Source organism: Azotobacter armeniacus, assembly GCF_054779355.1.
Map to the genome: position 1 here is coordinate 129,674 of NZ_BAAGYK010000033.1, position 13,146 is coordinate 142,819.

Genomic DNA, 13,146 nt, shown 5'->3' on the forward strand with positions numbered 1-13,146 from the left:
ATACCGATGACACGAACCATCCCGATGGTCGATCTCAAGAGCCAGTATGCGAGCCTCAAAGACGAGATCGACGGCGCAATCGCGGGCGTGCTCCAGGAGGGCCGCTTCGTGCTCGGCCCCAACGTGCGGCGGTTCGAGCAGGAGGTGGCCGCCTATCTGGGCGCCGCCCACGCCGTCGGGTGCGCGTCGGGCACCGATGCGCTGCAGCTCGCGCTCACCGCGGCGGGTATTGGGCCAGGCGCCGAGGTGATCACCACGGCGTTTACCTTCGCCGCGACCGCGGAAGCCGTGGTTCAGGCGGGGGCCACGCCGGTGTTCGTCGACATCGACCCGCACAGCCTCAACATCGACGTGGCGCGGGTGGAAGCTGCCCTGACGCCGCGCACGGCGGCGGTCATTCCCGTGCATCTCTTCGGCCGACCCGCCGACATGGCCGCGCTCGGCGAGCTGTGTGCGGCGCGCGGGATCCTCTTGGTGGAGGATTGCGCGCAGTCCTTCGGCGCGCGCGTACAAGGACGGCACACGGGCGCCATCGGCGCGTTCGGATGCTTCAGCTTCTTTCCCAGCAAGAACCTCGGCTGCTACGGGGACGGCGGGCTGGTGACCACCTCCTGCCCGGCAATGGCCGACAGGCTGAGGGCTCTGCGCAATCACGGCGCGGTGGCGCGCTACCACCACGACCTGATCGGCTTCAACAGTCGCCTGGACGAGATCCAGGCCGCGATCCTCCGCGTCAAGCTGCGCCACATCGACCGCTTCAACGCCGGGCGCCGGCGCATCGCGCATCGCTACGACGCGTTGCTGGCCGGGCTGCCGCTGGAGACTCCCCAGGAGGATGAGCACGGCGAGCACGTCTATCACCAGTACACGGTGCTGTGCACTGCACGCGAGCGAGTGATGGAGGCGCTCGCCGGTGCCGGCATCGAATGCACCATCCATTATCCGGTGCCTCTCCACCGCCAGCCCGCCTTCGCAGCGTACGGCGCCGGGCTTTCCCTGCCGGTTGCGGAATCGGTCGCGGAACGCTGCCTGTCGCTGCCGATCTATCCGGAGATACCCGACGAAGACGTCGAACGTGTCGCCGCGGTCGTGCGCGGGGCGCTCGAGTAAGCTGCCGGGCGCCGCCTCGCGCGGCGGCAGGTATAGCTGACAACCAGGCGGTTCTCGTTCAGGTCGCGGCTGTCGTTGCCAGGGGCCGCGGCATTGAGCCAAGACAGACTGATACCCTTGAACAGGCCATCCTGCACCCTGTAGTCGACGCGGAAGTCGCGCTCCCACTCGCGCTTGTCGCTGCCGGCGGCGTCGATGTCATCGCGAGAAATCGAGGACGGTGGATGCGGGAACGCCGGGCCGCCGGGCCGACGGCGCTGTTGTCGGCAGACATCCCCGAAAACCCTGAAATCCACTTCTCGAGCAGCGCGCCTCGCCGACGAAAGCTCGATGAAAGTTTGGCTGCGTAGCATCCACGGCCAGAGCCGGCATCCGACCGGCCCGCTAGACAAAAACAATTAGTGGAGATTGCCATGCACCCCATCCTTCGTTTGTCCGACCACGCCCAGCCGTCGCCCAGCCCGTCGACCTCCCTGCGCTGACCTTCAGGCCACGCAGTTCGTCCCCCACTTCCGGAGTACTCGTCATGCTGACTTTCCTCGGCTTCTCGAAGGTCTTGACCTTCATGTACCTGATCATGACCCAGCGCCTCTCGGCGCTGGTCGCGCTCATCATCGTCCCGGTGCTGTTCGCCGTGTTCGGCGGTTTCGCCGGCGATATCGGCCCGATGATGCTGCAGGGCATCACCAAGCTCGCCCCGACCGGGGTGATGCTGATGTTCGCCATCCTCTACTTCGCCTTGATGATCGACTCGGGGCTGTTCGACCCGCCGGTGCGCTTCATCCTGCGCATGGTCAAGGGTGACCCGCTGCGGGTGACCGTCGGCACCGCCGCGCTGGCGCTGATCGTTTCCATGGACGGCGACGGCTCCACCACCTACATGATCTGCGTCGCCGCCTTGCTGCCGCTGTACAGCCGCATCGGCATGAGCCCGGTAGTCATGGCCGGACTGATCATCCTCGCCGGCGGGATCATGAACATGACCCCCTGGGGCGGCCCCACTGCCCGCGCCGCCAGCGCCCTGCACGTCGACCCGTCGGACGTCTTCGTGCCGATGATCCCGGCCATGGCGGCCGCCGTGGTCGCCCTGCTGGGCATGGCCTACCTCTACGGCAAGCGCGAGCGCACGCGCCTGGGCGTGCTGCACCTGGACGACGGCTCGGAAGACCATTCCGAGGTCAGCGTCTCCCAGTATCCCGAGGCGCGCCGGCCGAAGCTCCTGTTGATCAACGCCATGCTGACCCTGGGGCTGATGGGCACGCTGATCGCCGGCGTGCTGCCGCTGCCGGTGCTGTTCATGATCGCCTTCAGCATCGCCCTGATCATCAACTATCCCTGCCTCAAGGAGCAGAAGGAGCGCATCGCCGCGCATTCCGGCAACGTGCTGGCGGTGATCGGGCTGATCTTTGCCGCCGGCATCTTCACCGGCATCCTCTCCGGCACCGGGATGGTCGACGCCATGTCGAAGAGCCTGCTGGCGATGATTCCGGAATCCATGGGCCCCTATCTGGCCGTGGTGACCGCGCTGGTGAGCATGCCGTTCACCTTCTTCATGTCCAACGACGCCTTCTACTACGGCGTACTGCCGGTGCTCACCGAAGCCGCCGCGCAGTACGGCATCTCCCCGGTGGAAATGGCGCGCGCCTCGATCATCGGCCAGCCGGTGCACCTGCTCAGCCCGCTGGTGCCCTCCACCTACCTGCTGATAGGCCTGGCGAAGATCGAGTTCGGCGACCTGCAGCGCTTCGCCCTGAAGCTGGCCACGCTGATCTGTGTGGTGATGATGCTCGCCGCGCTGGCAATGGGTGTCATTCCGCTAGCCGGCAACTGAACGGCGCACTGACGAAAATTTCACGCTGCGGCGTACAGAATCCCACGCTCGGCAGCCCGCAGGCTGCCGAGCGTTCAACCGACGATTAGAGGACCCCTTATGGACTGGCTGACCAACCCGGAGATCTGGGTTGCCTTCCTTACCCTGACCGCACTGGAGATCGTGCTCGGCATCGACAACATCATCATGATCTCCATCCTCGTCGGCCGCATGCCGAAGGAGATGCAGGCCCGTACCCGGCTGTTCGGCCTGGCGCTGGCGATGGTCACGCGCATTCTCCTGCTGCTGTCGATCTCCTGGGTGATGGGCCTGACCGCCGATCTCTTCCAGGTCTTCGGCCAGGGCATCTCCGGGCGCGACCTGATCCTGTTCTTCGGCGGCCTGTTCCTGCTGTGGAAAAGCAGCACCGAGATCTTCCACAGCCTGGAAGGCGAGGATGAGACCAACGAAACCCCCAGGGGCGGCGGCCAGTTCATCGGCACCATCATCCAGATCGCCATCATCGATATCGTGTTCTCCCTGGACTCGGTGATCACCGCAGTCGGCATGGTCTCTCAGGTGCCGGTGATGGTCGCCGCGATCATCGTCGCCGTGCTGGTGATGATGGCCGCCTCCGGCACCATCAGCGACTTCATCGACAAGCACCCGAGCCTCAAGCTGCTCGCCCTGTCGTTCCTCATCGTGGTCGGCACCGTGCTGATTGCCGAGAGCTTCGAGGTGCACGTGCCGAAGGGTTACGTCTACTTCGCCATGGCCTTCTCGCTGGCGGTGGAGGCGCTGAACATCCGCATGCGCAGCGCGCGGGCGGAGCCGGTGCACCTGAGCAAGGACATCCCCGGTCAGTAGGCCGCAGGCGCAGCACAGGAAACGGGGCCCGAGTGGCCCCTTTTTCGTTGGGGACGCCTCCCGGCCGGCAAAGCCCCTGCCTTTCGTCGAGTTCCAGGGAAAGCCCCGGCCGCTCCACTAGACTTCGAACAGCCTCGCCAAGCCGCTGCAGGACGGGTATTCCAGGCAGTAGCGGGCACTCCGTTCCATGAAAACCTTGCGATAACCGACTTCTCCGAGGCAGGAAGCCGCCGTTGGGCACCTGCCGGCCGGCGGGCTTGCCCGACGGCCGGACGTGCGATTGCGGTACTCAACCAGAAAAACACCAGAGACCATCGCACATGACTCGCGTCAGCTCAGGGCGCCTGCTCGCCCTTTCCTCGACCCTCGCACTCGGCCTTGCCAGCCAGACCAACTCCGCCGCTCCGCAGATACCGGCCTCGCGCATCGTCCGCGAACCGCCGGCAGCTGTCCTGCACGTCGCGCCTCAAGAGCCGGGGGCGCCGGGCTCACGCCTCGCCACCGCACGCCAACGGACATCCGACGCCAGCCCGGAGCTCTTCTACGAGCTTGCCATCCGCTACGTCGACGGCAGCATCTACAACCCTGACACAGAGCAGCACGACGCCGTGCGTCTGCGCGCCTACCAGGGCGAGGCGGCCACCCCGCAGATTCCCTATATCGCCCCCAAAGTGGAACTCCGTCCGGGCGACATCATCCACCTCACCCTGCGCAATGAATTGCCGGCGGATGATCCGAGCTGCCCCACATCTTCCCATCATGACCACAACGTACCGCACTGCTTCAACAGTACCAACATACATACCCACGGCCTGTGGGTGAGCCCGTCCGGCAACTCCGACAACGTGCTGCTGAAGATCGATCCGCAGACCGACTTCCAATACGAATTCAACATACCGGCCGAGCATCCGGCCGGCACTTTCTGGTACCACCCGCACCTGCACGGCTCGATCGCGCTGCAGGTCTCCTCGGGCATGGCCGGCCCACTGATCATTCGTGGCGACCGTCTGCCAAAGGCCAAGGCCGACGGCAGTCTGGCCCATGGCGACATCGATACCCTGCTGATCACGCCGAATGGCCAGCCCTTCCCCGAGCGCACCCTGCTCCTCCAACAGATCGCCTACGCCTGCCGCAACCAGGACGGCAACATCAAGAAGGACGCCGACGGCAAGTGGATCTGCGCCGAGGGTGACGTCGGCATGATCGAGAATTACGATCAATTCGGCGTCATCCTCGTGGACGGCAGCCTCGTCAACACCCTGTGGAACCACTCCGGCCGGCGCACCGCGATCAACGGTCTGGTCGAGCCCTACGTGGTCGATGCCCAGGCCGGCACAGTCGAGCGCTGGCGCCTCATCCACACCGGCGTGCGCGACACCATCCGCCTGAGCTTTCGCAAGCTCGATCCGTCCCAGAATCTCGTCGCGGCGGGCAAGAGCCGGGAGGCGCGCCAGCGCTTCATCGAGAAGGCTTGCACCGGCGAGCCCCTGGCGCAGTTCGCCATCGCCGGCGACGGCCTGACCCGCGGGGCGGTCTCCAGGCGCGATTCGACGGTGCTCCAGCCAGCCTATCGCGAGGACCTGCTGATGGTCTTTCCCGAACCCGGCATCTACTGCATCATCGACGAAACTCTGCGCCAGGAGCAGAGCGTCAACAACGAAAGCTATCCGCGCGAGCTGCTCGGCTACGTGACGGTGGAAGGCTCGGCGGCTGGCCAGGATCCCGAGGCGGTCCTGCGCCTGGCGCTGGAAACCGCGGCCAAGGCGCGGATGCCCCGCGGCACGGTGCGCGACAAGGTGCTGGCTGACCTGGCCGACGGCCTCAAGCTGAGCGCCTTCACGCCCCACGCGACGATCACCGACGACGAGCTGACCGGCGATCGCACCCTCAGCTTTCGCATCGTGCTTCCCAGCAGCCCCGACCAGGCTCCCAGCTTCGAGGTAGGCAAGATCGACTTCAGCAGCGGAACCCCCGCTCCCCTCGACAGCGCCCCCTTCGACCCGGAACAGGTGCAGCGCCAGCTCATGCTGGACGCCGTCGAGGAATGGAAGCTGACCTCCTTCGCCTTCGGCCATCCCTTCCACATCCACGTGAATCCCTTCCAGATCGTTTCCGTGAAGGACCCCGACGGCAATGAGGTGAGCGGGCCGCCGACCCCCGACGCCGACGGCATTCCCAGCCAGTACGCCAACCTGCAGGGCACCTGGCGCGACACCCTGTTCGTGGAAGAGGGCCACCTGATCACCATCCGCTCGCGCTACCAGCGCTTCACCGGCGACTTCGTGCTGCACTGCCACATCCTCGACCACGAGGACCAGGGCATGATGCAGAACGTGCGCGTCGCCCTGCCGGGCAGCAGGGACTCCGGCACGCCGGAAACCCACCACTGAAATGGCGACGGGGCCCGGGCGGCCCCGCTCTCGCCTGACCGGCCGTCATTCGCCTGCAAGCACCCCGCACCGGCTGACCGACAGGCCAATCCGCAGCGCGCCCCATAGGCATTCCGCAAAGCCTCCAATACACTTCAGACGCCTTGCGAAACTGCCCTGGGACGGGCGTTTCAGATAGATACATATCCGGACCGGTGATTGGCAAAACGGCCAGTTTCGTCGAGGTAGGAGGCCGCCTACGGCACAGGCCGCGGCGGCACACCAACAAAGAAGAAGTTCAAGGATTAACGAAGCCCATGACCACCCTCCACCGGGGCCGCCTGTTCGCCCTATCCTCCAGCTTTGCACTCGGGGTCGCCGCCCAGCTCGCCCCTGTCCACCAGGCCGCGGCGGAAGTGCCCGCCGCGCGCATCGTTCGCGAACCTCCGGCCGCCGTGCTGCGCGGCGCGCCCCTAGCGGCCGGCAAGAGCGGGCCGAGCCTGATGGCCACCACGCCGCTCAAGGCTCGTCCGCAGTCCTCCAATGTCGGCACGGAGGTCTTCTACGACCTCGCCATCCGCCACGTCGACGGCAGCATCTACAACCCCGACACCGAGAAGGACGACGCCGTGCGCCTGCGCGCCTTCCAGGGCGAAGCGGTCGACCCGCTGATTCCCTACATCGGGCCCAAGGTGGAACTCTGGCCGGGCGAGACCTTCCGCCTCACCCTGCGCAACCAGTTGGACCCGAACGATCCGAGCTGCGCCCCGCGCGAGGAGTACAACGGCCCGCACTGCTTCAACAGCACCAACATGCACACCCACGGCCTGTGGGTGAGCCCGTCCGGCAACTCCGATAACGTGTTGCTGAAGATCGATCCGGGCGTCGACTTCCAGTACGAGTACAACATCCCGGCCGACCACCCGGCGGGTACCTTCTGGTACCACCCGCACCTGCACGGCGCGACCGCACTGCAGGTTGCCTCGGGCATGGCCGGCCCACTGATCATCCGCGGCGACCGCCTGCCGCAGGCCCGTGAAGACGACAGCCTGGTCCCCGGCGACATCGACACCCTGCTGACCGCGCCTAACGGCGAGGCCTTCCGCGAACGCACGCTGGTCTTCCAGCAGATCGCCTACGCCTGCCGCGACCAGGCCGGCAACATCAAGAAGGACGCCGACGGCAAATGGGTCTGTGAAGAAGGCGATGTCGGCGGCATCGAAAGCTACAACGGCCAGTTCGGCATCACCCCGAGCGGCGGCACCGTGTGGAACTCCTCCGGCCGACGTACTGCGATCAACGGCCTGGTCGAGCCCTACGTGGTCGGCGCCAAGGCCGGCAGCGTCGAGCGCTGGCGCTTCATCCACGCCGGAGTGCGCGACACCATCCGCCTGAGCTTCCGCAAGCTCGACCCGGCCCAGGCCTCCACCACGCCCGGCAAGGACCGCAAGGTCCGCGAGCAGTTCATCGACAAAGCCTGTACCGGCGAACCCCTGGCGCAGTTCGCCATCGCCGGCGACGGCCTGACCCGCGGGGCGGTCTCCCGGCGCGATTCGACGGTATTCCAGCCCGGCTATCGTGAGGACCTGCTGATGGTCTTCCCCGAGTCCGGCACCTACTGCATCGTCGACGAAACCCTGCGTCCGGAACAGACCGTCAACAACGAGAGCCAACCGCGCGAACTGCTCGGCTACGTGACGGTGGAAGGCTCGGCCGCCGGCAAGGCGCCCGAGGCGGTCCTGAGCAAGGCGCTGGAAACCGCGGCCAAGGCGCGCATGCCCCAGGGCACGGTGCGCGACAAGGTGCTGGCTGACCTGGCCGACGGCCTCAAGCTGAGCGCCTTCGCCCCCCACGCGGACATCGCCGCCGGCGAGGTGACCGGCCATCGCACCCTCGGCTTCCAGATCGTGCTGCCGACCGGCCAGCCGCCGGTGTTCGAGGTGGGCGAGATCGGCACCGGCAGCGACGGCAAGCCCGAGCCCCTCAATAGCTCTCCCTACGAGCCGGGCCGCCTCGACCGCCTGCTCGAACTGGGCGCCGTCGACGAGTGGAAGCTGACCTCCTTCTCCTTCGGCCATCCCTTCCACATCCACGTGAACCCCTTCCAGATCGTTTCCGTGAAGGACCCCGAGGGCAAGGAAGTGAGCGGAGCACCGGTCCCGGATGCCGACGGCATTCCCAGCCAGTACGCCAACATGCGGGGCACCTGGCGCGATACCCTGTTCCTCCAGCAGGGCTATACGGCCATCGTGCGCTCGCGCTATCGCCGCTATATTGGCGACTTCGTGCTGCACTGCCACATCCTCGACCATGAGGACGAGGGCATGATGCAGAACGTGCGTATCGCCCTGCCGGGCACGGAAAACTCCGGCATGCCGATGGCTCACCACTGAAAGCCGCCGGGCGGGGCCACAAGCGCCGCCCGGCTCCCGAGCAGACCGCTGCGCTTGCCGGCTTGTACAAGACCGCCGCTAATGCTTAAATATGGCCTCTTTGCTCCAGGGGCACCGGTCGCCCGACCGAAGCATCGCTCCCGGAACGCATCCTCAACGCGCTCGTAGCTCAGCTGGATAGAGTACTGCCCTCCGAAGGCAGGGGTCGTGGGTTCGAATCCCGCCGAGCGCGCCATCTCCCCCTTGTGAATCGAAGAGTCAGGCATGCAACCCGATAGGCTTGGGTGCGTCCTTTCACTCCTCCAGCCTCACGTCGCCTCCTGAAAGGCTTTGATGGGCTATTCACACGCCGGCTCCCAATCGCTTCTTCGTGCTTTTCGCACTTGGACACTTGAGGGGTTTTCCGGCGCCGGTTCGACCGGTTTGCCATCGTTCGGGTTGCTTCGCAATCGTGGTGGACGGTTGTTTTCTCGTAGGACGTGACGGGTGAGTAGATCAGGCTGCTGCCCGATCCGGTTGGTAATCAGTGTCATGACGCAGCATCGCCCAGGCCATGCGTGCCGTTTTGTTGGCCAGCGCGATAGCGGCCACATTGGGATGCGATCGCTCGGCTAAACGGGTAGCCCATTGGCGGAGCCGATCGTCTTTGGACTTGGCCGTGCGCAGCGCCGAGCGTGCGCCGTGGACCTTCAGTGTTCGCAGATATGCATCGCCTCGCTTGCTGATACCAAGCAGTCGATCCTTGCCACCGGAGCTGTGTTGCCTCTGCGTCAAACCATTATCCGCCCCTTCCAGCCAGTTGGGTATCGCGCGACGTAGCGTCAGTAATTCTTTCGGTGCGATGAGGCCGTACTCGGCGACCAGCCCTCGGATCTGATTGGCTTTGGCCGTCTGTTGCTCGACCAATCCGGCGCGAATGCGATGTGTCGCTTGGATATCCTGTTGCTCGACGGTTTTGACGGTGACGAAGCGCATGCTGGGGCGGCTCATCGCTTCACAGATCGCTTCGGCATCGTTGGGGTCATTTTTTGCCCTTGACGTACGGTTTGAAGAACTGGGGCGCGATCAGCTTCACTCGAAATCCGCGCGCCTGTAGCTGTCGCGCCCAATGGTGGGCACCGCCGCAACTTTCCATGCCGATCTCACAGCCGGGCTCGATCTTCTCCAGCAACGTTTGGAGCCAGCGATCGCGCGGCAGGCGCTGCAGCCAGATCGGCTTCTCATGACAAGCCACGCCGTGGATCTGAAATACGTTCTTGGCCAAGTCGACTCCCATGCGCATAAGCTTCATGCGTGGACTCCTTCTCACTATTGACTGTGGTTCGCATCTTCAGTCTGGGCACTTCAAGATGCCGAGGTGAGGAGGAGTCCATCCCATTGCTTCTGGCAACGCGGGCAGTCCTCGCGTGGATGGACGACTTCGCAGACCGGCAGTGAGCGCCCGGCCAGCAGGATCGCGGCCCGCAGCAGGAACAGGTTTCCGGCGGCATCGATCGGCGACCCGTCCACCAGGATTAACGGATGCCTGAGCGAGCCCAGCAGGGCGCGGAGCACGACCCAGTAGAACAACCCCCGCTCGGCCTGCAGCTGCCGGTTCCCCAGCAGGCGGTCGATCCGCTTGATCGCATGCTTGGGCCAGACCAAGCCGGGCATGGAGCGTCCCAGCGCGGTCAGGCTCAGGCGGCGGCCCTGCAGCAGGGCGGCCACCGCCACCATCAGGGCCTCGAGACGGCGGGCATGGATCGTGGGGAGTGCCTTGGCAAGCGCGGCGCGCAAGAATTGGACGGCCTGCATGGGGTATGGGGACATCGGTGTGTTTGGCGACAACCAACGTGCCCGCCCACGCAGGCATCTTCAAGTACTATCTATTTGATTTTTCAAGAAAACTTTCTGGAATCACTCAGGGCTAGAGTGAATTGCTGAAACTGCATCACCATGATGCTGATGCGTTCTTCCGGTGCTGAGATGAGTGTACTTCGTTGACATGGCAATACCTTGTATCGGGTGTTGCACTTGCTCCTTGAAACCATCATTTCTGAACCAAGGCCTCCGCACCGCATCCATTATTTGGTAGCCAGGCTACCGGTCCGTAGCGGGGTCGTGCGTTTTCGTCCGCCATAGTGCCGGTGTTTTGCAGTAAACAGGTTGGTGTACAGGAGAGGCGGATGAATACGATAAAAACACTGCAACCGCTGCATATCAAATTGACTGGCGCGGTGGTGTTGTTGTTGGGAGCAGTATTGGCGTTCGGCGGCGGTTACCTGACGGTGTTGGGCGGCTCATGGTACTACCTGCTCGCCGGCCTCGGGCTGTTGGCCGTGGGTGTCTTGATATTGGCCCGGTGTCGATTGGCGATCTGGCTGTATGCCGTACTGCTGCTCGCCACCCTGGGCTGGACGATCTATGAGGTACGCTTCGATTGGTGGCAGTTGGCGCCGCGCATCGACCTGTGGTGGCTGCTGGGTGTCTGGCTGCTGTTGCCTTTTATCAACCGGTATATCGGCACCCCCGTAAGTTGGCGGGATGGAGCTAGCGGCCTGCTCGGCGTCGGTTTGCTACTCGGTGCGCTGATGGCCGGTTATTCGCTGACCCAGGATTATTCGCGTATCGCTGGCGAATTCAGTGATGAGCGAATGTCCGGCAGAAACCCGGAGGGGCAGGCCGGCCGCTCGGCGAACGAGTGGTTGGCATACGGCGGCTCGGACCGCGGTGACCGCTATTCTCCAGCCGAATCGATCACTCCCGAAAACGTCGGGCGGCTGAAGAAGGCATGGGAATACCACACCGGTGATTGGCCTCGCGAGGGTGACCCAGGTGAACTGACCAATCAGGTCACCCCACTGAAGATTGGCGACAGCCTGTTCATCTGCACCCCGCATAGTATTGCCATCGCCTTGGATGCGGACAGCGGTGAGGAGCAGTGGCGCTTCGACCCCAACATCAACCGTGACGCCAAGTACTATCAGCATATGACCTGCCGCGGCCTGGCCTATCACGATGCTGCGGCCTACTCCGGTACGGGCGTGGATGAGGCCATTGCCACCACTGCCGCGCCTGATCAGGCAGCCGCCACACGCTGTACCCGCAGGCTTTTCCTGCCCACCAACGACGGCACGCTGTTCGCCCTGGATCCCGGAGATGGCCGGCCATGCGAAGACTTCGGCGCAAGCGGCATGATCGACCTGAAAGTGGGCCTGGGTGATGACGCCTTGGGGGTATACCTGCCGACATCGCCGCCCGTGGTAACCGAGAAGCTGGTGATCGTCGGAGGCTCGGTGACCGACAACGGCTCGGTGGACTCACCCGGTGGGGTGATCCGTGCCTACGACGTGCGTACCGGCAACCTGGTGTGGAACTGGGATCCGGGCAATCCGGATGCCACCGAGCCCTTGCCGACGGGTAGCACCTACGTACGCAGCACGCCGAATTCCTGGACCATTGCTACAGCCGACGAGCAATTGGGGCTGGTCTTCATCCCTACCGGCAACCAGACTCCGGATCAATGGGGAGTGCAGCGCTCGCCGGAGACCGAGCGCTTCACCGCTACCCTGGTGGCGCTCGATCTGGTCAGCGGCAAGGTGCGCTGGGAATTCCAGACCGTGCACCATGACCTCTGGGATCGCGACCTGCCATCGCAACCCACGCTGGTCGATCTCGATGGCCCGCAGGGGAAGGTGCCGGCGATCATCCAGGCGACCAAGGGTGGCGATCTTTTCGTGCTGGATCGGCGCACCGGCGAGCCCATAGTGCCGGTGCATGAGCGTCCCGTGCCGCAGGGCGCGGTCGAAGGCGATTTCACCGCGCCGACCCAGCCCGCCTCCGCACTCAGCTATGCTCCGAAGGGGCCATTGCGCGAGCGCGACATGTGGGGCGGCACGCCGCTCGATCAACTGATGTGTCGCATTCAATTCCACAAGCTGCGCTACGAGGGCGACTTCACGCCGCCGAGCGAACAGGGTTCGCTGATCTATCCGGGCAACGTCGGTACCTTCAACTGGCCGTCGGTGGCGGTCGACCCGGTGCGGCAGCTATTGTTCGGCGCGCCGAACTACCTGGCTTTCGTCTCACGACTGGTCAAGCGCAGCGAAATCGATGTTCAAGAAAACCGCAGGGGTGGTAGCGAACTCGGCCTGCAGCCCAATCTCGGTGCGCCTTACATGGTGTATCTAGGGCCATTCATGTCACCGGTGGGATTGCCCTGCCAGTCGCCACCCTGGGGTTACGTCACTGCCGTGGATCTGCAGACCATGAAACCGGTGTGGATGCACAAGAACGGCACCAGCCGCGATAATGCCCCTTACATTCCGTTTCCCATAGGAACTCCCGCGCTGGGCGGCCCCCTGGTTACCGCCGGTGGCGTGGCATTCCTCAGCGGCACTCTGGACTACTACCTGCGCGCTTACGATATGCGCAACGGCGAAGAGCTGTGGAAGGGACGTTTACCCGCAGGCGGTCAGGCCACGCCAATGACCTACATGTCGCAGAAGACTGGTCGGCAGTTTGTTGTGGTGATGGCCGGAGGGCACGGCTCGTTTGGCACCCGGATTGGCGATTCGCTGGTTGCCTGGGTACTGGAGGATGAGGCGGAGCGCTAAGA

General features: G+C 64.6%; 6 protein-coding genes, 1 tRNA gene and 3 pseudogenes. 7 read left to right on the top strand and 3 right to left on the bottom strand.

Features of this window, described 5'->3' with window-relative positions; all coding sequences use genetic code 11:
- Positions 1–6 precede the first annotated feature (6 nt).
- Positions 7–1,110 carry a DegT/DnrJ/EryC1/StrS family aminotransferase gene (locus tag ACYVD0_RS07405; protein ID WP_460426220.1) on the top strand — a complete coding sequence of 368 codons (1,104 nt, stop codon included), beginning with the start codon at positions 7–9 and terminating at the stop codon, positions 1,108–1,110.
- Between the two features lie 29 nt (positions 1,111–1,139).
- Here ACYVD0_RS07405 and ACYVD0_RS07410 read toward each other — a convergent pair.
- Positions 1,140–1,319, bottom strand: a pseudogene (locus tag ACYVD0_RS07410) (OprD family outer membrane porin); the annotation flags it as partial.
- Positions 1,320–1,636: 317 nt separating this feature from the next.
- Here ACYVD0_RS07410 and ACYVD0_RS07415 point away from each other — a divergent pair.
- From ACYVD0_RS07415 to ACYVD0_RS07435, 5 genes are all read left to right on the top strand, one after another.
- Positions 1,637–2,941 carry a CitMHS family transporter gene (locus ACYVD0_RS07415; protein WP_460426221.1) on the top strand — a complete coding sequence of 435 codons (1,305 nt, stop codon included), beginning with the start codon at positions 1,637–1,639 and terminating at the stop codon, positions 2,939–2,941.
- A gap of 99 nt (positions 2,942–3,040) precedes the next feature.
- Positions 3,041–3,787, top strand: a complete 747-nt coding sequence (locus ACYVD0_RS07420; protein ID WP_460426222.1) for a TerC family protein — start codon at positions 3,041–3,043, stop codon at positions 3,785–3,787.
- A 320-nt stretch (positions 3,788–4,107) separates the two neighbouring features.
- Positions 4,108–6,177 (top strand): multicopper oxidase family protein, encoded by a 2,070-nt coding sequence (locus ACYVD0_RS07425; RefSeq protein WP_460426223.1) that lies wholly within the window; start codon positions 4,108–4,110, stop codon positions 6,175–6,177.
- Between the two features lie 296 nt (positions 6,178–6,473).
- Complete coding sequence (locus ACYVD0_RS07430) at positions 6,474–8,549, top strand: multicopper oxidase family protein (RefSeq protein ID WP_460426224.1); 2,076 nt, start codon at positions 6,474–6,476, stop codon at positions 8,547–8,549.
- Positions 8,550–8,707: 158 nt separating this feature from the next.
- Positions 8,708–8,784 (top strand) — tRNA-Arg (locus tag ACYVD0_RS07435).
- 260 nt (positions 8,785–9,044) lie between these two features.
- Here the strand turns inward: ACYVD0_RS07435 and ACYVD0_RS07440 are convergent.
- Together ACYVD0_RS07440 and ACYVD0_RS07445 are read right to left on the bottom strand one after the other, a co-directional pair.
- Positions 9,045–9,840 (bottom strand): annotated as a pseudogene (locus ACYVD0_RS07440) (IS110 family RNA-guided transposase).
- A gap of 86 nt (positions 9,841–9,926) precedes the next feature.
- Positions 9,927–10,343 (bottom strand): annotated as a pseudogene (locus ACYVD0_RS07445) (IS4 family transposase); the annotation flags it as partial.
- 371 nt (positions 10,344–10,714) lie between these two features.
- Between ACYVD0_RS07445 and ACYVD0_RS07450 the strand changes: the two are divergent.
- The gene (locus ACYVD0_RS07450; RefSeq protein WP_460426225.1) at positions 10,715–13,144 is read left to right on the top strand and encodes a PQQ-binding-like beta-propeller repeat protein; all 2,430 of its coding nucleotides are present in this window, start codon (positions 10,715–10,717) and stop codon (positions 13,142–13,144) included.
- Positions 13,145–13,146 lie beyond the last annotated feature (2 nt).